17 protein-coding genes and 1 other annotated feature are annotated in these 22,542 nt (G+C 47.1%); of the genes, 11 read left to right on the top strand and 6 right to left on the bottom strand.

The genetic code is table 11. The features are described 5' to 3' along the window. Positions 1-20 precede the first annotated feature (20 nt). The gene (locus EI981_RS01310; RefSeq protein ID WP_126994750.1) at positions 21-1,559 is read right to left on the bottom strand and encodes an ABC-F family ATP-binding cassette domain-containing protein; all 1,539 of its coding nucleotides are present in this window, start codon (positions 1,557-1,559) and stop codon (positions 21-23) included. A gap of 571 nt (positions 1,560-2,130) precedes the next feature. Here EI981_RS01310 and EI981_RS01315 point away from each other — a divergent pair. The 7 genes from EI981_RS01315 (at position 2,131) to EI981_RS01345 (ending at position 8,096) form a co-directional block, all read left to right on the top strand. Continuing rightward, entirely contained in the window at positions 2,131-3,357 is a 1,227-nt protein-coding gene (locus EI981_RS01315) for an ArnT family glycosyltransferase (RefSeq protein ID WP_227011642.1), read from the top strand. Positions 3,358-3,672: 315 nt separating this feature from the next. Further along, complete coding sequence (locus tag EI981_RS01320) at positions 3,673-4,410, top strand: YheC/YheD family protein (protein WP_126994753.1); 738 nt, start codon at positions 3,673-3,675, stop codon at positions 4,408-4,410. Between the two features lie 184 nt (positions 4,411-4,594). Next, positions 4,595-4,912, top strand: a complete 318-nt coding sequence (gene trxA / locus EI981_RS01325; RefSeq protein WP_126994755.1) for a thioredoxin — start codon at positions 4,595-4,597, stop codon at positions 4,910-4,912. Between the two features lie 26 nt (positions 4,913-4,938). Beyond that, positions 4,939-5,250, top strand: coding sequence for a rhodanese-like domain-containing protein (locus EI981_RS01330; protein WP_126994757.1), 312 nt, complete (start codon positions 4,939-4,941; stop codon positions 5,248-5,250). 200 nt (positions 5,251-5,450) lie between these two features. Next, a complete protein-coding gene (locus EI981_RS01335; protein WP_126994759.1) occupies positions 5,451-5,714 on the top strand; it encodes a metal-sensitive transcriptional regulator in 264 nt (87 codons plus the stop codon). A 271-nt stretch (positions 5,715-5,985) separates the two neighbouring features. Then, positions 5,986-6,360 carry a rhodanese-like domain-containing protein gene (locus EI981_RS01340; protein ID WP_126994761.1) on the top strand — a complete coding sequence of 125 codons (375 nt, stop codon included), beginning with the start codon at positions 5,986-5,988 and terminating at the stop codon, positions 6,358-6,360. 86 nt (positions 6,361-6,446) lie between these two features. Then, positions 6,447-8,096: an FAD-dependent oxidoreductase gene (locus tag EI981_RS01345; protein ID WP_126994763.1), complete on the top strand. Its 1,650-nt coding sequence runs from the start codon at positions 6,447-6,449 to the stop codon at positions 8,094-8,096. A 93-nt stretch (positions 8,097-8,189) separates the two neighbouring features. Here EI981_RS01345 and EI981_RS01350 read toward each other — a convergent pair whose 3' ends face one another. Further along, positions 8,190-9,053 (bottom strand): MBL fold metallo-hydrolase, encoded by an 864-nt coding sequence (locus tag EI981_RS01350; protein WP_126994765.1) that lies wholly within the window; start codon positions 9,051-9,053, stop codon positions 8,190-8,192. Beyond that, on the bottom strand, positions 9,046-10,476 hold the full coding sequence (gene nhaC / locus EI981_RS01355; protein WP_126994767.1) for a Na+/H+ antiporter NhaC: 1,431 nt from the start codon (positions 10,474-10,476) through the stop codon (positions 9,046-9,048). The genes EI981_RS01350 and nhaC overlap by 8 nt, the downstream gene beginning before the upstream one ends. 98 nt (positions 10,477-10,574) lie before the next feature. Continuing rightward, positions 10,575-10,771 (bottom strand) — a binding site (T-box leader). 476 nt (positions 10,772-11,247) lie between these two features. Here nhaC and EI981_RS01360 point away from each other — a divergent pair. Next, positions 11,248-14,463 carry a DUF4855 domain-containing protein gene (locus tag EI981_RS01360; protein WP_126994769.1) on the top strand — a complete coding sequence of 1,072 codons (3,216 nt, stop codon included), beginning with the start codon at positions 11,248-11,250 and terminating at the stop codon, positions 14,461-14,463. Between the two features lie 358 nt (positions 14,464-14,821). Here EI981_RS01360 and nspC read toward each other — a convergent pair whose 3' ends face one another. Further along, entirely contained in the window at positions 14,822-15,949 is a 1,128-nt protein-coding gene (nspC, locus tag EI981_RS01365; RefSeq protein ID WP_127004235.1) for a carboxynorspermidine decarboxylase, read from the bottom strand. A 1-nt stretch (position 15,950) separates the two neighbouring features. Further along, positions 15,951-17,207, bottom strand: coding sequence for a saccharopine dehydrogenase family protein (locus tag EI981_RS01370; protein WP_126994771.1), 1,257 nt, complete (start codon positions 17,205-17,207; stop codon positions 15,951-15,953). Positions 17,208-18,210: 1,003 nt separating this feature from the next. On the opposite strand from EI981_RS01370, the gene EI981_RS01375 reads away from it, so the two are divergent. The 3 genes from EI981_RS01375 to EI981_RS01385 all read left to right on the top strand — a co-directional run bounded on the left by EI981_RS01375 (position 18,211) and on the right by EI981_RS01385 (position 21,819). Then, positions 18,211-19,569, top strand: coding sequence for an erythromycin esterase family protein (locus tag EI981_RS01375; protein WP_126994773.1), 1,359 nt, complete (start codon positions 18,211-18,213; stop codon positions 19,567-19,569). A 106-nt stretch (positions 19,570-19,675) separates the two neighbouring features. Further along, positions 19,676-20,368 carry a response regulator transcription factor gene (locus EI981_RS01380; protein WP_126994775.1) on the top strand — a complete coding sequence of 231 codons (693 nt, stop codon included), beginning with the start codon at positions 19,676-19,678 and terminating at the stop codon, positions 20,366-20,368. Positions 20,369-20,400: 32 nt separating this feature from the next. Further along, on the top strand, positions 20,401-21,819 hold the full coding sequence (locus EI981_RS01385) for a sensor histidine kinase (RefSeq protein WP_127004238.1): 1,419 nt from the start codon (positions 20,401-20,403) through the stop codon (positions 21,817-21,819). 78 nt (positions 21,820-21,897) lie between these two features. Here the strand turns inward: EI981_RS01385 and EI981_RS01390 are convergent, their stop codons facing one another. Then, entirely contained in the window at positions 21,898-22,473 is a 576-nt protein-coding gene (locus EI981_RS01390) for a TMEM175 family protein (RefSeq protein WP_126994777.1), read from the bottom strand. Positions 22,474-22,542: the final 69 nt, after the last annotated feature.

Consider the following 22,542-nt stretch of genomic DNA (forward strand, 5'->3'; position numbering starts at 1 on the left):
ACGTCGGCGCCCCGGTGGTGCTACTTCTTCATCCACTCCTGCACATTCCATACTTGCGTGACCCAGTCCTCGTAGAAGTCTGGCTCATGAGAGACGAGCAGGATCGTGCCGGCGTATTTCTTGAGCGCGTCCTGAAAGGCGTCCTTCGCGCGAACGTCAAGATGGCTGGTCGGCTCATCCAGCACGAGCACATTGCTGTCGGTCAGCATCAGTTCGCACAGCCGTACCTTGGCCTGCTCCCCGCCGCTCAGGAGGCGGATTTCCTTCCGGATATGCTTCTCGGTCAGCCCAGACTGGGCGAGCAGGCGCCGGAAGTCCTTCAACGTCATATCCGGGCGCAGCGCCGATAAATGCTCCAAAGGGCTATGATCGGAGGGCTGCTCCTCCTGGGCGAAATAGGCCGTCTTGACGCGGTCCCCGAATTGCACGGTGCCGCCCAGAGCCGGAATATGGCCGAGCAAGGTCTTGAGCATCGTCGACTTGCCGATTCCGTTATAACCGACAATGGCAATCTTCTCTCCGCGCTTGACCGTCAGATCGACCGAAGCGAATAACGGCTCACGATAGCCGATCTGAAGCCGTCTTGCTTCAATGACCGTGCCTGCCGGATCAGCATGCACCTGGAAGGCGAAGCGCGGCTGCAGCCCGGAGGACGGCCTGTCGATCCGCTCCATTCGCTCCAGCATTTTTTCCCGGCTCTTGGCCTGCTTTGCCTTGCGAATGCGGTTCTTCTGAATGAATTCCTCCATCCGTTCGATCTCCCGCTGCTGCCGCGTGTAAGCGGCTTGCAGCTGCTCCTGGTTCAATTCATAGCTGCGCTTGAACTGCTCGTAATTGCCGGGGTATCGCCGAATCGATTGGTGATCCAGGTGAAAAATCGCCGTCGTGATCGCGTTCAAAAACCGTTCGTCATGGGACACGACGAGGTAGGCCTGCTCGTACCGGGTCAAATACCCGGTAAGCCATTCGATATGCACGTCATCCAAATAGTTGGTCGGCTCATCGAGCAGCAGGACATCGGGCTGCTCCAGCAACAGCTTGCCCAGCAGCAGCTTAGTGCGCTGTCCGCCGCTCAGTTCGTTCACGTCGCGATCCGGGTCGAGCGCAAGAATGCCTAATCCGGCGGCGACCTCCTCAATCTTCGTATCGATCAGATAGAAGCCGGAATGCTCCAGCTGCTGTTGCAGCTCGCCGTAGCGGGTCAACAAGGAATCGAGATCATCCCCGCCCTCGGCCATCTGGGCAGCGAGCTGATTCATGCGGGTCTCCATCGTATACAGATCCGCATAAGCAGTGCGCAAATACTCGATAATGGTCATTCCCGCCTGCAGATCGATATGCTGCTGCAGGTAGCCGGCGCGGATGCCCGGCAGCCAATCGATGGTTCCTCGATCGGGAAGCAGTTCACCCGACAGGATGCGGAGCAGCGTGGACTTGCCTGCGCCGTTGCCGCCGACCAGGCCAGCACGCTCTCCCCGCACGAGGCGGAAGCTAATATTGTAAAATACGTTTTTGTCCCCGTACGTATGGGACAGTTGTTCAACCGTAACAATGCTCATATAGGTTCTCTCCTTTGTTCGCTTCAAGATAGGAAGCCAACCGAGAGAACAGCAAAATAAAGACAGTTTTCAATTGTGGCTGTGAAGGAAAAATATACAAAAAATGGGTGGGGCCAACGTGCACCTCACCCATACAGATCTATATGCATGAAAGGAAATCGGCTCTTTATCTTCTGTTCTTCGGTTGGCTTAGAGCTAAAAATGGGCAGACTTCTCCCGTCTTAAGCCAAATTCCGTTGAAGAACAGTCGATAAATGCAACATTTTCCTTTCCACCTCATTTAATAGTTAATTCCTTACAGTGTGCAGTATACGCACCATTCGTCTGCATGTCAAGTTATACCCATACGCCCTTCCGTTCGGACGGTCTTAATCTGCGCTCGCTCAAAGCCTGGGATGGAGGACATTATTATCAACTTATGGTATCCTCATTTTTAATGAGCATTTGTGATGGAAATTACTTAACGTAGATATATAAGCTCCAAATATAACGTTAACTGGAATGGGAGAGAGGCTGCTTGTTTTCTTATGCGATAAGAGATCCTAAGGAGAGACGAGTCCTGTACGGGCTTATGTCCTTTGTGTTGGTGCTGTCCGTATCGATCGTGTTGTCCTATGGCGACTACTTTTTTCTGGGCGATCCGGACAAGCCTAATAATGATGATGTGAAATATATTCAGACGGCGAAGATTTTGCTGAACGAAGGGACGCTTGCCTACAATACCGGAACAGAACCCACTTCATTTATTATGCCGGGCTTCCCTCTGATCTTGGCGGGATTTCTGGCAGTCTTCGGACAGGATGGCGGAGGGGTAGTGGCCTTTCGGCTGTTTCAGTGCTTGCTCCAAGCTGGTTCTCTCTATTTAATTTTCATTATTGCACGCTATATATTTAATTCGAGGATTGCCTTCATTGCTTGTATATTAAGTGCGCTATACCCTCCAGACTACTTCTCTTCGGGCGTCATTCTCTCGGAGACGATATTTCGGATAGTTGTGCTGCTGTTGGTCTGTGCGCTTATCACCGCCGTGCAGTCCAAACGATGGGAATGGTATGTACTTATCGGTGTGCTTACTGCCGTTGCGGCTTATTTTAAACCACAGGCTTCTTTGTTCCCGGCAGTTCTACTAATTCTATGGTGGAGAGAGAAGTACACGTGGAAGGAAATGCTGCGTTTCACATGTATGATCGGCATGGTGTATATTGTTCTGCTGTCTCCATGGTGGATCCGCAATATGATTACATTCGGTCACTTCATTCTGTTCACAGAATCGGGGGGCAGCCCGTTTTTGCTGGGAACTCAGATTTTTCATCTCATGCCGCCTGATGGGTTCTTTGATGCTTATCCGCAATATAACCCTGAGACTCTCTTTCAAGGGCACGATGCTGCTGCGGCAGCCAAAGGAATCGACATATTAAAATATGGTTTTACCCATCAACCACTTCTGTACCTGTTATGGTATACGCTTGGCAAATTCATCGGCCTATATTTCGAAGCTTATTACTGGCTACCGATTTTCGGTTTAGATCTGGTCTCCGCGCATGTGATTCAAGCGCTGCTGATCGGGTTAAGCATTGCCGGAATGGTAATGTCGAGAAGATCAGATGACCGACGGCGTCGGTTGCCTGTTCTGTTGACGATCATATACTTTACGGGGATTTATGTTCCGTTTATTGCTTTTTCGAGGTATGGTTACCCGACGGTGGTGCTCCTCCTAATGTATTCGGCGTTGGCCGTGGATCGGATCATTCTGAAGATCAGGTTGAGAAGACAGAAGAAACAGGTTGCGACACATTAAGTGGAAGGTTAATGGGAGGGGCGTTCGGATTACCGGAGGCCCCCTTGTAGTAGGAGAAGGAATAAAATAATGGTTACAACCGTACATCCGGTTTTTCTCCAGTACTTATAATATAAATAAAGAAATATATGGCGGTAGTATTGATTTTCGTTTTTGTTCAGCGCTGTATCGTTAGCGGCTTGACTAATGGAGTCGTTAAAGGGTGATGGGTAATCAATCTGTTTTTTTCTTGCTTTAGAGTTCAGTCTATACAGCAGCATTGCTTAATGAATATGCTCTTTATATCTGGAACTAAGGACAAGAGAAGAGGGTTCAGTGACTATGGGGAAAATGAGAAATTATAGGGGAATGTTACAGAATCGTATCTTGCGTCCGCATTTACCTGAAACTCATTGGTTGACGGATGCAGGAACATTGCGGATGCTAAGAGCCTATTCATCTGTCTTTATAAAACCTGACCTTGGAAGTGGTGGTGACGGAATTATCCGTGTCAGGAAATTAAGCAGGGGATATGAGGCTCGTTCCGGCCCAAGTCTTAGGATTGTTGGAGCTGGATCTGTCTTGAGAGCAGTCCGTACATTTAGAAGGTCAAACAATCGGTATTTAGTGCAAAAGGGACTGCAAATCGCAAGGTATCGGGGCGAAATTTTTGATATCCGAGTATACTTGCAGAAGCCGGAGCACAAATGGGTGATTGCTGGTATGGTCGCCCGTGTGGCTGCGCCTCATAAATTTGTGACAAACTATCATCAAGGAGGGCATGCAGAACCCTTGCAAAAGGTTCTTTTAAATCAGTTTAAGAATAACCAAGCCAAAGTGAACGCATGTCATCGTAAAATTGAACAGCTGTCAATGACAATTGCTGGAATTGTTGGCAAATGGAGTTCAACTCATGAACTAGGGATTGATCTTGCCTTGGACAAGAAGGGATATATTTGGATACTTGAAGCTAATTCGCATCCCGGCCATAGGTTGTTCACTCAACTCACTGATCGCACAATGTACAGAACCATTATAGAAAACAAACGAAAGATGGCAGTACAAATTCCATGATTATTTTAAGGATAAAGAGAAAAGTCCAATGTATAAAATCAGGTAGAAAACCCGCTATGGAGCGGGTTTTTGTTTGTGTGCCATGCATGGCCAGTTGGGTGCTTTATCACCACTCGTTGACAAAGGTAAGTTATCGTTTTATTATAATACCCATAGGGGTATATGTATAAAAGGAGGAGACAAGATGTCTACAGTAAACGTAACTGACAGTTCTCTTGAACAGGTCATTCAAAACAATAAATTGGTCCTTTTGGACTTTTGGGCTCCATGGTGCGGTCCTTGTCGTATAATTGGTCCAATTCTTGAGCAATTGGCTGATGAACTAGGAAGTGAGGTTCTAGTAGCAAAATTGAACGTTGATGATAATCAGTTGTCAGCGGCGAAATACCGGATTCAAGGTATCCCTACGTTGAAGCTGTTCCACAATGGGAAAGAAGTCGAGACCTTTGTTGGAGTTCAACCTTTGCAAACACTCAAGTCAGCGATCAAGCAGTACGTGTAATAACTACGAATAAGGAGCGTTTTATCATGGCTGGTAAATACTCGAAGGAAATTATGCCTGAAGACGTTAAAGCTAGATTAGAACTGGGCGAAAAGCTAGGCATCCTGGATGTCCGGGAAGTCGATGAATGGGAATCAGGGCATATCCCCGGCGCAAAGCATATTCCTCTTGGCTATTTGACTCAAAGACATAATGAATTGGATAAGAATATGGAAATGATCGTGGTTTGTCATAGTGGTAGTCGCAGCAGTCTTGCCTGCGAGCTTCTGGAGGGAATAGGTTATAATGTTACTAATATGCTCGGCGGTATGTCCCATTGGACGGGTCCGAGGGTATAAAATTGTCAACAAACTCTGCAAAAGCGGACACATCAAGGTGTCCGCTTTTATGTACATTGTAATTCGTAAAGGTTAAGCAAAATATTTTTAATACCCACATGGGTATAGATAATATAATAGGAACAAGTAAGGTTGTCCGATGATCGATTTTCACACATAATACATTTTATAATACTAAGTTGAATGGAGGGAGAATCAGAATGAAGAAATATGATGAAGATGTGATGCGGCGGCTTAAGCGTATGGAAGGACAAGTAAGGGGTGTCCTGAGAATGATGGAAGAGGGCAAGGATTGCAAGGACGTCATTACGCAGCTTTCAGCCGTACGTAGCGCCGCAGATAAAGCCATGGCCTACATCGTAGCATCTAACCTCGAACATTGCATTCTGGAGGAACAGGAGAAAGGGCAGGACTCTGGAAAGCTTGTTAAAGAAGCCGTAGAACTTCTATTGAAGAGCCGTTAAAGCATCCGGATGATCGGATGCTTTTTCTTTTAGAGGTTGTTTAAAAAGTCCGGCTTTGATCACGAAGTAAATGTAATGAGTCTAAGTATTGACAAACAGAAATATTCATATTAGTATCCTTATATACCCTATGGGGTATACGACAAACCGCCGCAAGATCATAAACAAAGAAATTTTTTTGCTTTAAAATATACCCCTATAGGTATTCAAATGTCTGATTACATGCAGTTCACCATCACGAATAATAATAAAAAAAGCAGGGGGAAACAGGATGAATTATGGCCTTTATGCATTAATCATTGTTCTGATCGCTTGGATGCTGTACAAACGATTTGTTCCGGTGAAGGGAATGAGAAATCTAAATCTGCAACAATTCAAAAGTGAATACCAAGGACATAGATTAGTTGATGTCCGGGAAGCTCAGGAGTTCAAACAAGGTCATATCGCTGGAGCCGTAAATATACCACTTAGTCAGATTGAGCGGCGTCTGAATGAAATTCCGAAGGATAAGCCTGTGTATCTTTACTGCCGCAGCGGGATGAGGAGCAAGCAAGCAGCGAAGCTGTTGAGCAGACACGGCTACAACCAAATCGCCCAATTAAACGGCGGAATCTCTGTATGGGACGGTCCAACAACGAAAAAGTAAAAATCGTAACTTAGTAAACCAGTGAGGAAATATTTATTGCCTAAATAATACCCGCCGGGGTATTCGAAAAAAGAGGGGGAATTGTTATGAGTAACAAGATACTCATTGTCGGTGGAGTTGCTGGCGGAGCGTCAGCGGCTGCGAGACTTAGAAGATTAGACGAGAATGCGGAAATCGTTATGTTCGAACGGGGTGCCTATATTTCGTTCGCCAACTGCGGGCTTCCTTATTATATCGGAGAGACGATTAAGGAGCGCTCCAAGCTGATGGTGCAAACTCCTGAAAATTTGAAGGCAAGATTCAATATAGATGTCCGTATTAATAGTGAGGTCATCGAGGTTGACACACAGGCTAAGAAGGTTAGGGTTAACAGCGCGGATCAAGGGACGTACGAAGAATCTTATGATTACTTGATTCTGTCCCCAGGTGCGAAGCCGATTAAGCCCCCAATTCCGGGTATCGACAGTGAATTCATATTTACGGTACGTAATATTCCGGACACAGACCGGATTAAGTCTTATGTCGATCAAGAAGGTACCCGAAGCGCTATTGTAATTGGAGGCGGATTTATCGGAATAGAAATGGCTGAGAGCTTGAGGGAGCGTGGATTAGACGTTTCGTTGATTGAAGCTGCGCCTCATATTCTTGCGCCTTTCGATTCCGAAATGGTTGCATTCGCAGAGAAGGAAATGACCGACCATGGAGTGAAGCTCGTCCTTGGAGATGGAGTTGAAGCGTTCCATGAGAAGGAGCAAGGGATTGAAGTTTCGCTCAATAGTGGGCTGCATTTGTCTGCCGATTTGGTGATCCTGGCAATTGGTGTAACGCCAGATACCGGGTTTATCAAGAGCTCAGGAATAGAGTTGGGCGCACGGGGCCACATTATCGTGGGCGAGTATATGCAAACAAACTGTGATGGTGTATATGCTGTAGGGGATGCCGTAGAAACGACAGATTTGGACGGACAAAGAACAACCGTACCACTCGCCGGTCCCGCAAACAAACAGGGAAGAATTGCCGCGGACAATATTAGCGGGTTGAACACCAAGTACAAGGGGACACAAGGAACATCCATTATAAAAGTGTTCGGTCTTACAGGTGCAAGCACGGGATTCAACGAGAGAACATTACAAAGAATGAATATTCCATATCGTACGATCTATGTACATCCGAACTCACATGCCGGATATTACCCTGGCGCGAAGGCAATAGCGATGAAACTGTTATTCAACGACGAAGGTAAAATATTAGGGGCACAGGCTTTTGGTTCCGAAGGAGTGGACAAAAGAATTGATGTCATCGCTACGGTACTTCGCTTGAAGGGGACTGTTGATGATTTGGCGGAGCTTGAGCTCGCGTATGCACCTCCGTTCTCTTCTGCGAAGGACCCGGTTAACATGGCTGGTTACCTGGCGCAAAACGTTCTTTCGGGACAATTGGATATCTTCACGGTGAAGGATCTCGAGACGCTGCAGCCGGAAGAGCAGATCCTGCTGGATGTAAGAACCGTCGAGGAGTATGAGCAAGGACATATCGATGAAGCTGTTCACATTCCGGTTGATGAGCTGAGGGAGCGTCTTAACGAGCTCGATAAGGATAAAGAGGTCTATGCTTACTGTGGTGTAGGAATCAGGGGTTATATTGCAGCCCGCATTTTGAAACAAAACGGTTTTAAGGTTAGGAACTTAACTGGCGGTTATCGTACGTACGACATGTCGAAGTATTCCCCTAAATAAAAGAGAGTGAAGAAGATCGCCTACCACCTAAAAAAGCAGGTGGGATAGGCGATCTTCTTAGTTCTGTATGATTTAGGCGATTTGCTCACAATTTTATAATTTTAGTTCCATTCCATCTTCAGCGATGTAAAACGCTCTATTTTGAACAAGCTGTGCGAAGGCACTTGCTTGATTGTTGACAGGGTTCGTATGATTGAAATGCGTAAAATAGATTTCGGTATGCTCTGCCAATCCCTGTAGTCGATCCATCGTCTCTGTCATGACGGGATGGGGAATCTCTTTATAATTGCGTCCCATCTGTTCAATCTCTTCAATAGAATGGAAGGTACCGTCTAATAAGCAGATGTCCGCTTCCTTGGCCATGTCATAAATGTCGCGATCCCACTCATCCCAACGGTCAATATCTGGGATATAGAGCAGCTTGCGTCGCGGTCCTTCAATCCAGAAGCCGAAAGTCTCCGATAGCTCATTGCGATGAGGCACTTCAATTGGCGTGATGCGTACAGAAGGGGACAACTGTTCCTGTTGCTCGTGCCCAATGCTGTTCAATTGAATATTGTGGAGCTCCACCAACTGTGACCAGGGCGCATTCGTTTCAAGCATCTGTTTCATGTGATCCCCGCAGAAGACCGGAATTCCTTGTGCTCCGATTGCCTCTCTTCCCAGAAACATCAATCCGGGGTAGTGACCGATATGTGCATGGGTCAGCCAAATGCTGTTCATGATCTGACCTTGAAGACAGTATTTCATTTGAATTTTTGCCATCTGCTCGCGCATGTCCGGTGTTGCATCAACAAGATGCCATCGCTTCCGATCGGACTCAATAATGGCTAAGGAAGCAGCGGACCTGCGCGTCCCATTCTGCATGGCGCTCATGCAATTCTGACAAAAGCAGTTCGGATGCGGCACGCCCGCATCTTGGGCTGTTCCGATAATATTAATGATGACTTCATTCATGACTCATTCCTCCTACTGCCGCATTCCGTTGTTTCTGGAACGAACGCGTTGGGTATTCCTTCTTCACGATCGTCCAACCCGTAATCCCATAAATAATATTGATAAGCGGAACCAAGAAGGCAAAGAAGATGTATGGGATGAATTGTTCCGGGCTTACGCCGAGCATACTGGCTGCGAATACAGCAGGAACTCCCCACGGCACTAATGTAATGCCGACCGTACCAGCCGCCTCGACGCATCTCGATAAGTTTTTCGTATCTATATTCATGTCCTTGTAAGTTTGGACAAAAGTTCTCGACGGCAATATGATCGCAAGAAACTGTGCACCGCTAGCGAACGCGACAAGGAAGGTCGATGCAATCGTTGTCGCTATAAGTGAGCTTGGAGTCTTGATTCTAGCCACGATAGGCCGAACAAGAGCTTGGAAAATTTGAGTTCCTTCCAGTAGTCCGCCAAGCGCAGTTGCGATCGTCAACAAACCAATCGTACCCAGCATGGAGAGAAGACCACCTCGATTCAACAAGGAATCGACCGCCTCTACTCCAGATTCCGCATGGAACCCGTTCGTCATTGTGTTAACCATCGATGTGATGGAATCTCCTTGTACCACGATGGAAATTACCCCACCGATGATGCCTACCAACAGCAATGTCGGCAATGCCGGTAGTTTCTTGATCATTAGGAAAATCGTCAGTACCGGCAGCAACAGCAGTAGCGGGTGAATAATAAACGTATGTTGAATCCCATTCAATATCATATCGATATTAGCAGTATCCACCGAGCCTTGTACCGAGCGGGTACCGAACAGCGCGTAGAGCGCAACGGCAATGGTGAATGCAGGAATCGTATCCCAGAGCATATGTCGTACATGGCTGAACAAATCTGTTTCCGCCATTGCTGGCGCAATATTCGTTGTATCGGATAACGGCGACAGCTTATCGCCAAAGAATGCGCCGGATATGACCGCTCCCGCAATCAAGCCAGGGGAGAAGCCCATTCCTTCACCAATGACCATGAATGCCAACCCAATCGTCGCGATCGAAGTGAAGGAGCTGCCAAGCGTAATCGCCACGATGCCGGTTACAACCGCAACTGCCGGAACAAAGAAAGAGGGATGAATAAAGGACAAGCCGTAGTAGATCATGGTCGGAATAACTCCGCTTGAGATCCACGTTCCGACGATCATCCCAATGACAAGCAAGATGAATATCGCAGGCAATGCTTTAGATACGCCGCTAACCATCATTTCTTCAAGTTCCTTCCAACTATATCCGCTCATCACCCCTACGAGAACGGTGACGATGATGCTAATTATTAATGGGATAAACATGCCAGCCTTCCAAATGAAGATAGAGGCAGCACCTGCAGCAATAAGCGCCAAAATAGGCAAGAGCGCTAAGCCAATTGATACTTGTCGTTTCATGTTCGTTTCACTCCTTTATGTCGTAGTTGTAATGGTTCATGTTCATCAGTCGACTTGTTGAACAATCTCTATAAAATAAAAAAGAACCTCCATCCCCAAATAGGGACGGAAGTTCCGCGGTACCACCCTGATTAACAAAAATAAGCTTTTGTTCACTCAATTATTTAACGGCATTGCCGGACGTTAGTCAGCTCCCTAATTGTAATTCACTGCATGCCCCGGCTTAGTTCACACCAACCACTAAGTCTCTGATTTTCCGCCACAGACAGCTACTGTATTAGTTCAACACTTGTATGATATTTACTTTTATACATCCATGCTTTTTGGCTTTCTTGCGTTAAAAGACATATTAGTCCTCCTGAAATTGCTTGTCAACAACTAATTTGATGGAAGGCGATCGTATTTCCAAATCCTACCTGCGTATGTACACCCAGCAATGGTACGCCATAGTTCTGTATGCCCGATAAGTTTTCCCTTAAACATCAATGTCTGGTTGTATCGTCTTAGGAGGTTAGGAGGGGGGGAAGACGTTAGACGTCGTTTTTCTGGGACTGGTAAATAAATGTATATGCAAGGTCATGATTTATCTATTTGAATTCAGGGCTAAGTTTCTTACTGTAACAGTAGGCCTATTTTAGGCTGTTCAAACATGTGATGAGATCATGGGAAGGAGGTTGGGGGATCGAATTCAGCTTGTAAAGCGATACATGGTTGATGAAGTTTCTTGATGGATGCAAAAGGATAGGGAGCAAAAGAAAGGGGCTAGCATGTATGAGAAGGAGTAAACGATGGTTATCTATGGTCATAATTACAGTCATGCTATTCACACTTATTCCGGCTGCGCATGGGGAAGAGGCAGCGTCGTTACAAGCGGGCAAGCAGACTGGCGTAAATGAAGACGGTCATGTAGTCCTGAATTCAGAGCAGATTAATCAACCAGATGGCCAAGTGCCAGTAGATCAGGAAGGTGAGGTTCAGATTGATCCAGTAGACGAGGCCACCCAAAATCCGGATCAGGCTACTCCCCCTGCTGAGCAGGTCCTTGAGACAGAGCCACAAAGCGTGACTTCGGCGGTATACGATGAGCCGTACAATTTGGCTCTTGGCCTCTCTTACGAATGGTCGGAAGCACCAGAGGCAGCATATTCAGATGATAACAGCAAGCTGACGGATGGCAAATACGGGGCGCTAGATATTTCCGATCCAGCATGGGTTGGACATCTCAAGAAGAAGACGCGCGAAGTCATATTTGATCTTGGCGACCGGAAGTCGATCACGAAGATTAAGGCAAATTTCCTGCAGGACTGGCCAAATAATAATGTACTCATGCCACTGACAGTCTCGATGTATGTCTCCGATGATAAGCAGAACTGGGGTCTGCTCTCGCATTATGCGACCCAGACGCTATGGAAGGACGGACAATATAAGGAGAACTATGAGTGGGATGGAAGCAAGGACGGTATCAAGAGCATAGGTCCCGATGCGCAGATCGCTTATGCCCGTTATGTGAAGGTCATGTTCTCGATGCACACCAAGGCGATGAGCTTCGTGGATGAGATTGAAATTTGGGGTAACGATGGGCAGACCACAGGTGCGGTAACCGTTCCGACGCAGCAGCCGGCATTCCTAGCTCCAGGGAAGGCGACTGCCGGGATTAAGCATCTTGGATTGCTCTATAACGGACATTACAGCAATGATCTGGGAACCTGGAAGAAGGAGCGGATCATCCCGAACATCAGTTACGTTGATAAGGCCGGAGTGCCGACCGATTGGCTCTTTGACGGAGTTCTGTATCTTGGAACCTTCTCGGATAAGGGCCGGGGGTTTGGTGCCGGATCAGATATGCCGTCACTTCAAGAGGATTGGCAATGGTATTTGGATAAGACATTCGCTCCCGAAGGAGACATGTACCAGCTTAATGAAGCAACCAAGGAAGTCGGCGCCAAGCTGAACCAACTGAATCAGAAGGAGAAGGTTGTCCTGATGATTCCGTATCCAGATGAGGGAGTAAGCAATTTTGGCGATGTAGACGGGGATAATAAATCCGAAAATTTTAAAGCGCTTACAGACCGGGTGAAGGCGGTTCAATGGTATTTGGAAGAAGTGAAGCAACGATGGGAAGCAGCGAATTATTCTCATCTTGAGCTTGTAGGGATGTACTGGCTAGAAGAGCAGATCGGTACCGATCAAGATGGACCGGAGTTGGTCCGCTTGGCCAGCGATAAGGTTCATACGATGACGGTCTCTGGCAACAGCAATATGAAATTTTTCTGGATTCCTCATTCTCTGGCCTATAAGAGTTTTATGTGGAAGGATGTCGGGTTTGATGCCGTAGCCTTTCAACCGAACTATTTCTTCGAGCCAATGGATTATGACCGGCTGGAAGACGCTGCGAACATCGCGAAGCGGTATGGGATGACCAATGAATTTGAGTTCGATGATCGGATGCTGACCGACGGGGTGTTCCGTGAACGGTATATCGATTACTTGAACAGTGGTGTTGAGACAGGTCTGATGACCGATGGCTTCAACGCATACTACCAAGGAAATAACGCCGTATATAACAGTGCGGTGAGCACGGACCCAAGCAACAGGGTTCTATATGATTGGTTGTATCAATATGTACAAGGAACATATCAGATTAATAATGCGGCACCTTCTGAAGTAGACGTGTTGATGAATGGAGAGCCGTTCCAAAGCGGTGTTGTTCTGCCGGAGACGGAGTCTGTTCAGTTCACTTGGAAGCTGAGAGAGGATGACGGACTGACCAAAGTAAATGCTCTGTTCGATGGGAAGGCTTATGCGGCCGGAACAGTCATACCTCTGGCTGGCAAGCTGGGGAAACATGAGCTGCTCATCACGGTAACCTCCGGCAAATCGATCAAAACCTCATATGTAGTAGAAGCATCCACGAATGCAGCGGGAGTCAGAGCATACGTTGACCGTTTCGCACAAGAACAGAAAATTACAGATGCTACAGCAGTACACTCCTTGAATAACTATTTGGAAATGATGAAGCGCTATGAAGGTAAGGATGCGGCACAAGCTGCCAAGTATCTCAAAGGCTTTAACGCTAAGCTGGATCAATTTACGAAGGCCGGAATGATGAAGACTGAGGCCTACAACACTTTGAAGGAGATCGTATATTATCTCACAGGCAACTTGGCGCAGGATAAAGCCGTGGAAGCATCTTCAACCGAGGGCGGCAATCCAAATTATGTACCGGCAAAAGCCGTCGACGGATTCCCGGCCTCAAGATGGGCAAGTGACTATGTAGACAATACCTGGTTCCAAGTCGACTTGGGCGCAGCACGAGAGTTCAATACGATCCGAATCGATTGGGAATATGCCCGAGCTAAGACCTACAAGCTACTTGTATCCGATGATAAAAAGACCTGGACTAATGTCATGCCAAATGACGGAGTTATTACAGCGCAGGATGGGAAGGAAACGGTGCAATTCTTCCCAGTAACTGCGAGATATATCAAATTCCAAGGGATCGAGCGAAATACGGATTATGGCTATTCCTTCTACGAGTTCGGAGTATATAACCTCTCCGGCGACGCCCAGGTGCAGGCTATTGACGGCTTACAAGCCACAGTGGATGCGGCAGCGAGAAAGGTAACGATTGACGGCCTACTAATGAATGGCGATGATCAGGCTGCAGTAAGATTGAAGGTATTGGATCCGAAAGGCAAGGTTCATTATGAAGAGAAGAAGATAAGTGCCGTAGAGGGGAAACTCCAATTCGTATTCACACTAAAGGGTCAATTGGAAGGAACCTATGTGGCTTATGTATCGACAGACGGCATGGCGACACCTGCCAAAGTCAGCTTTAACTATAAGAAGGCAAAACCGGGCAATGGTAATGGAGACCAGGGAGGTAATGGCCAAGGCAATAATGATCAGGGTAACGGTAATGGAGGCCAGGGCCATAACGATCAGGGCAATAACGGTAATAATGGCAATGGTAATAGCCAACGGTAGTTGGAGTTATAGCAAAAACGGAAATAATAATCAGGGTATTAATGGCAACGGTTGAAGCGGCCGTCTCCTCGCATTGTCTGTTGAATAACTTGGCGACAGTTCAATAAACAGCACTAAGGACTTGGCTAATGCCAAGTCCTTAGTGTATATCAGATCATAAGTGCTATTATGCAACTATATGGGCCCGTTATTTCATTTACAGGGGAAATAGCTGCTTCTATACAACTATTTAGATGGACTATCCCTAAATTAGGGCCGAAATCAGGAAATAGTTGCATACATGCAGCTATTTCCTGATTTCAAGGCAATTTCCTAAGAATAATTGCATTTCTGCAGCTATTCATGAAATACAAATCGCCTAAGCCAATCTCATTCTGAAGTCCTCGTAGCCGAATTCATGGACGACCTGGTAGTCGCCGTTCTTATCACAGAGGACGAGGGCGGGCAGCGGCATTCCATTGAAGGTCGTGTTCTTCACCATAGAGTAGATCGCCATATCACCGAAGACGAGGCGGTCGCCGTTCTTCAGCGGCTGATCGAACGAGTAATCGCCGATGTTGTCGCCCGAGAGGCAGGTAGGTCCGCCAAGTCGGTACGTATAAGGCTTCTCACCAGGTTCCCCGGAGCCAAGCAGCGGCGGACGATAAGGCATTTCCAGTACGTCTGGCATATGGCAGGAAGCGGATGTATCCAGGATAGCGATATCCATTCCGTTCTTCATGGTATCGAGCACCGTAGTAACCAGGAATCCGGCGTTCAGAGCGACAGCTTCTCCAGGCTCTAGGTAGACCTCCAGGCCATACTTATCCTGCATACGGCGGATACATTGCTCAAGCAAAGGGATATCATAATCTTCTCTCGTAATATGATGCCCTCCGCCGAAGTTGATCCATTCCATTTGCGACAGCCATGGTCCGAATTTCTCCTCTACTGCATCCAGCGTCGTCGCCAGATCATCGGAGTTCTGCTGGCACAGTGTATGGAAGTGCAGTCCGGAGATTCCCTCTAGCAGATCCGGGCGAAAATGTTCACGGGTCACGCCGAATCGGGAACCTACGGCACAAGGATTGTAAATGTCATGCCCAACCTGGGTCGAACATTCCGGATTGATGCGCAAACCGTACTTCTTGCCTGTGGCCAGTACTTTATGACCGAACTTCTCTACCTGGGAGAAGGAGTTGAAGATAATATGATCGCAGAGCTCAATGATCTCGTCGATCTGATCCTCCCGGTAAGCCGGGGCAAAGCAATGATTCTCTTTGCCCATTTCCTCATGGCCTAACCGGGCCTCGTACAATCCGCTCGATGCTGTTCCACTCAAATAGCGGCCGATCAGCGGATAGGTCGAATACATCGAGAAAGCCTTCTGCGCCAGTATGATCTTGGCTCCGGTGCGCTCCATAATACCGCCTAAAATCTCAAGGTTTCGTTCAAGTAGAGCTTCATCTACTACATAGCATGGGGTAGGCAGTTCTTCGAAGCGCATCTTAGCGAACCAGCTCCGTTTCACGCTCTTTGGCAGCTGTTGCTTCGTCTTCTGGATAAGCATCAACGAGATCCGGATTGAAGCTTTCTTGCCATGGGAGTCCCCATTTGTTCAGTGCATCCATGAATGGATCTGGGTCGAATTCTTCGATGTTGTAGACGCCCGGTTTGTTCCACTTGCCGGTCATTACCATCATAGCGCCGATCATAGCAGGAACGCCGGTTGTATAAGCGACAGCTTGCGAACCAACTTCTTTATAGCACTCCTCGTGGTTGCACACGTTGTAAACATAGTACATCTTGTCTTTGCCATCTTTTTTGCCTTTGAAGATGCAGCCGATATTCGTCTTGCCCTTCGTACGTGGACCGAGGGAAGAAGGATCCGGCAATACAGCCTTCAGGAATTGCAGAGGAATAATCTGCTTGCCTTCGAATTCAATCGGCTCGATCGAAGTCATGCCGACATTTTCAAGGCATTTCAAGTGAGTCAGGTAGCTCTGGCCAAAGGTCATGAAGAAGCGGATGCGCTTCACGCCCGGAATGTTCAGGGCCAGCGATTCGATCTCTTCGTGGTGCAGAAGATACATATCTTTCTCCCCGATTTCTGGGAAGTCGTATGCACGTTTGATCTCCATCGGTTCAGTCTCAACCCATTGACCGTTCTCCCAGTAGCTGCCGTTAGCCGTTACTTCACGGATATTGATCTCAGGGTTGAAGTTGGTAGCGAACGGATACCCGTGGTCGCCAGCATTGCAGTCGAGAATATCGATGTATTCAATTTCATCAAAATGGTGCTTCAAAGCATGGGCGGAGAATACGCCGGTCACTCCTGGATCGAAACCGCTGCCCAGCAAGGCGGTAATCCCAGCTTGCTCGAAGCGCTCACGATATTCCCATTGCCATTTATATTCGAATTTCGCCGTATCTTCCGGCTCATAGTTAGCGGTATCCATGTAGTTGGTCTTGGTAGCCAAGCAAGCATCCATGATCGTCAAATCTTGATAGGGCAGAGCCAGGTTCATCACGATATCCGGCTTCACTTCATTGATCAGAGCAATCAGCTCGTCGACATTGTTGGCATCGACTTGAGCGGTTGTAATTTTCGTCTTGCCACCATCAAGTTTAGCTTTTAGTGCGTCACATTTGGACTTCGTACGGCTTGCGATGCAGATTTCTTCGAAAACCTCACTGTTTTGGCAGCATTTGTGGATGGCCACCGAAGCCACACCGCCACAACCGATAATAAGCGCTTTTCCCATTGTTCATATCCCCTATCGTGAGTGTTTTTTTGTGGTCAATCACGCAAAAAAAGCAAGTGAATACATGCGCCTAGCGCACACATCACTTGCTTCTGATATATCGATATGAAGTATCTCCAATAAAAATCGGACATATATCGTTATGCCATCGCAAAATACACACAAAAAATACGCGAAGCATAAAGATCCCTCAATATTCAAATATATCCTGCTTGATCAGAGTCTATATAGCAAATAATCGCCTTTACCACTCTTATTGACCGTTTCACAAGTTGATGTGCATAATGCACTGGTTGTAAAGTAACCAACTTATAAAATTTGAGCTTTTAACTCAATCAATAAGGCAACGCTAGGTTGCCGATCGGCATTTGACCCGGCTGTCCGTATGGCCTTAACTCCCCGGGAAAGGAAGTGGTCAAAAAATTATCTGCTTGGAAAGACTCGCAAAATATATTGAATACCGACTTTCCAAATTGCTCTTTTATATTAGCAGGAGTTTATTCATTCGGCAATATAAATTTTAAATTTTATTTACAGGTATTTTGTGGGCCTGTTTCATAAGACATTACTGAGAATGGACAAACAGCCTAGCATCGTTAATGAAGTATATGCCAGTAAACGCTGGAGCCAGCTGAAGAGAAGTGTCTCTAACGAAACTACAGATCGCTATTTCTACAAAAACGATACTTGTTTAAATCTAACGAAACACCATAACGTTATTTGGAGGAAAAACAAGCTAAAGGTCACTATTTTGCTTAAATAGCGATACCCTGTTTCGTTAAAATTTGAGACTGCTCTTTTTAGCGCAAATAACGATACCACGTTTCGTTAGACATTACTCGAGCGAGCGGCTTGCTTCTCCCATCGAGTCCTGCTGAGTAACATCGATATCGATTTTTGGCATGCCATCGCATCTTTATAAATTCCTTAGAAATTGTTGTTACGATGACCTGGAAGGTTGATACGAGAACAATTCAATGGATTTTATAGGGAGGAAAAAACAATGAAAGCAAGCAAACGATTTACAGGTATCGTGGCAGCGGGACTGGCCTTGACGATGCTGTTGTCGCCGATAAGCGCCTCTGCGGCCGGGCAGGAGGATACGGGATTTAAGGACAATTTTCGCGAGATAAAATCAACAGCGTCAGAGGATTATACGGACTTGGAGTTTCTTAAGCCGCTATTGAAGGATAAGACTGTCGTAAGCCTGGGCGAGAACTTCCACCGCGTTGCGGAATACAGCAGCATGAAGACGAGACTGATTAAGTACTTGCATGAAGAGCTTGATTTTGACGTCGTTATGTTCGAGTCAGGGCTGGGCGATTCCTTCATGGCTTATGAGAATGCGGATGTTCTACCCGCCAAAGGAATGATGGAAGGATCTATCTTCCCGATCTGGCACTCCAAGGAGACACTGGAGCTGTTCGATTATATCAAGCAGCAGAAGAATACAGAAGATCCCCTGTATCTTGCAGGATATGATATGCAGTTCACATCAGGTTACTTAACTCAGTTTATTGCCGGTTGGCTTGCCAAGGTAGATGAGAAGCAAGGTAAGGATTACTTCAATTTCGAAATGCAGGCGATGACTGACTTCTACGCGGTGATCAACCAATATGGTCTTGACTTCGACAACAATCCTCAAGCCAAGCAGGACATCCAGAAAGTATTGAATGAATATGAACCGAAATATAGAGCCCTCATTCAATTCATCCAAGACAACAAAGAGCAGCTTGCAGCCGCATTTCCGCAAAATGAAAAAATGGTCGATATTGCCCTGAAAACATTGGAGGGTCGGATTAGCTTTATCAAAATGGGACTGTACGGCACGAAGGAGAGCTATGAATTCAGAGATCGCATCATGGCCGATAATGTCGAGTGGCTGATGCAGGTGATGTACCCGGGTAAGAAGGTAATTCTATGGGCGCATAACGATCATCTGGCCAAGAATACGTCAGGAATGATGACGAAGGAGCAGGGCAAATGGATCCACAGCTTCACCAGCATGGGAGAACTGCTTCATAAGAAGTTTAAGGACAAGGGATATGTGATTGGCTTCTATATGAATAGCGGAAGAGCGAGCACGATCACGACGCAGCAGCTCTTCGATATTCAGCCGATGCCGAAGGGCAGCCTAGAGCAGATCGTAATGAGCAGCGGTTATAAGATTGCCTTCGCTGATCTGTCTCAGCATAAGACGCCGAACAAGAGCAACTCCTGGATGTTCAGGATGAACTATGCGGCTGAGGATGGAATGACCTCCGAGATCATAGCCCCGAACGCAATGAGATTTATCCCGAGAGAACAGTATGATGGCATTATCGTCTTCGATGAAGTAAAGGAGCCGACAACGGAGTATTAAAAGTATTTTCCCCCCTGAAGTGGCAGCGATGTTACATTTCAGGGGGATTTTTGACGTGTGAACATGTACAATAAACGGGATAGAAGTTGAAAGGATATCTACGAAAATGAGAGAAAAGATTCTGATTGCCGACGATGAGCGGGAAATTGTAGAGTTCATGCGCGACGCGCTGGAGGACGAAGGCTATGATGTGCGGATCGCATATGACGGCAGCCAGGTGCTGGACCGGCTTGAAGACCATGAGCAGCTTGATCTGATCATTCTTGATATTATGATGCCCCATCTGGATGGTCTTGAGGTGTGCCAAGTGATTAGGGATCGGGTATCTTGCCCGATTCTATTCTTAAGCGCACGATCTGCCGAAGCGGATCGCATCCGGGGACTGGCTGTTGGGGGGGACGATTATATCGTTAAGCCCTTTAGTATGCAGGAGCTGAAGGCGAGAATCAGGGCGCATCTTCGCCGCGAGCAACGGGTTCACTTGGGCCGTCAGCCGAAGCTGTTGCATCACAGACACCTGACTATTGATCTGGACAGTCTGCAATTATTTTATAAGAACATCCCTATCCCTCTAACCAGCCGGGAATTCGAATTGTTCCAGCTTCTCTTCATGCATCCGAACCAAGTATTCTCCCGCGAGCAGATGTATGAGAAGATTTGGGGTTATGATGCCGAGGGAGACTCGGCTACAGTGACAGAGCATATCAAGAACATTCGTGCGAAGTTGGCGGTGGCTGCCCCTGAGCAGACATTTGTGACGACGGTATGGGGGGTAGGATACAAATTCAACAGACAGTAAAGACGAGTAGAAGGTCGTTGCGCAGACAGTTTATGAGTGCGTTTGTGCTTGTCCTATTTTTTAGCTTCCTAAGCTCGCTGGTGGTATGGGGGGTTACACTTTATTTTCTGATTAATCAGACGGGTAAGGGAGTTCTTCCAGCCAATCATTACGAGCGGCAAATTCCGCAGATTCTAAAATATGCGGCCAAGCAGCAGGATGCCTTGTTATCTCCTCAGATGCAGGATGAACTGGAGAAAGTGATTCCACTTCAGGGTATCCAATATCAAGTTATCGACCTCGAGGGGAGGATTGTCTACGGATGGAAGGGAGAGAGCTACGTCAACGGTCCGGAGGACTTGATCGGGAAGCTGAACAGGACAGATAGTTATAGTGGCAAATTTGTTAAGTTCAATCCTATTCTTGATGCACAGCAACGGCTGAAGGGGATGCTCTTGCTCCGCTACAGTCTTAATGTGACTGTTAATAATCCTAGGAATGGGATGCTCGTTAGTCTCCTATTTGGCAGCCTGATTGCCCCATTTGTATTTATTATTCTGTTCTCTGCGATCTTCGCCAGGAGACTAGGCAAGCGGCTCGAACCGTCGATAACCCGGATTATTGGGGGAGCGCGGCGAATTCAGCAGAATGATCTTAATTTCTCTGTCGCTGGAGAGGGCGGATCGAAGGAATTGACCGAGCTCTCGAATGCTTTTGAAGAGATGCGCAGTGCGCTGGAGCAGTCCTTGAAGCGCGAATGGCGATTGGAGCAGGAGAGACGCGATATGATCTCGGCGATTGCCCATGATCTGCGGACTCCGCTGACGATTATCCAGGGACATGCCGATAACCTGATCGAGAATGGTACACGCCATCCCGAGCGGCTGGAGCGGTATCTACTAACCATTCGGAACAGTACCCAGCGCGCCGATAAAATGCTGACCGAGCTGCTGTTCCTGAATCGGATCGACACGCCTGACTTCATCCTGCAGTATATGCCGACGGATTTAGCCGCCTTCTGTGAACGGAAGAGACTAGAGTTCGACCTATTATGCCAGGAGAAAGGGGCCACGTTTCAGTACTCACGCGAACAGTGGCATCGTCATGCAGAGCATATGCTTCTCCTTGATACTGCAAGACTGGAGCAAGTTCTCGATAACGTGATTACGAACGGATTGAGATTTACACCAATGGGTGGAGAAATAGAATGGACGATCTCTGTAAATGAGCAGCATATTATTTTCGAAGTGAAGGATACGGGGCCGGGTTTCAGCGAGCAAGATCTACGCCTCATGTTCGATAGATTCTATTCCGGGGATACCTCCAGATCTCAGGATCAGGGGCACTCCGGACTGGGACTGTACACAGCGAAGCTGCTAGTGGAGAAACACGGCGGAAGGATCGAAGCCGAGAATCGTGTCCAAGGCGGTGCAGGGGTAAGAATTACTATACCCTATGAGTGTGCTCCATAGTGTTCATATAAAGATAAGAGCCACCAGAATCCGGTGGCTCTTTGGCTATCACTCAGCTGTTATATGTGGTCCTGCCTGTTACTTCTCTCTCAGGAACTCTTCGATTCGTCTATCGGGCAAGAACCAGATGATAGCAACGAGGACGATGAAGAAACCAGATACCCACGGGCTTATATAAGCAGTTAACACCGTTAGAAGGTAAAGGATCGGCGAGAGCTTCGCCTTCCAGCTCCTTCCTATAGTGTGGAAATGGGAGTCCCTTGGGTGTTGGTTAATAATCGATCGTTGTAGTAACCAGTATGACATAGATGCCAGGGTAAGGATGATGCCATACAAGGCCATCGGAGTCGGAGCAAAGTGGCTCTCTCCCATCCAGGCGGTGGTGAATGGAACCAGGGACAGCCAGAAGAGCAGCAGCAGATTGAGCCACATCAGCCGACCGTTCATCGTTCGAACCATATGCAGCAGATGGTGATGATTGTTCCAGTAAATACCGACGTATACGAAGCTGAAAATGTAACTGAGAACCTTTGGAAAAAGATAGACTAAGGATTTCCAATCATGGCCTTCAGGCAACTTGAATTCCAGCACCATAATGGTAATGATAATAGCCAGTACTCCGTCACTGAAGGCTTCCATCCGGTTTGATTTCACCAAGATCCCTCGTTTCCGCTGCGTGTGTTATTTTCCTTATAATAATATTTCTTGAGCGACATTAATACA

The organism is Paenibacillus lutimineralis, assembly GCF_003991425.1.
Classification (GTDB): domain Bacteria; phylum Bacillota; class Bacilli; order Paenibacillales; family Paenibacillaceae; genus Fontibacillus; species Fontibacillus lutimineralis.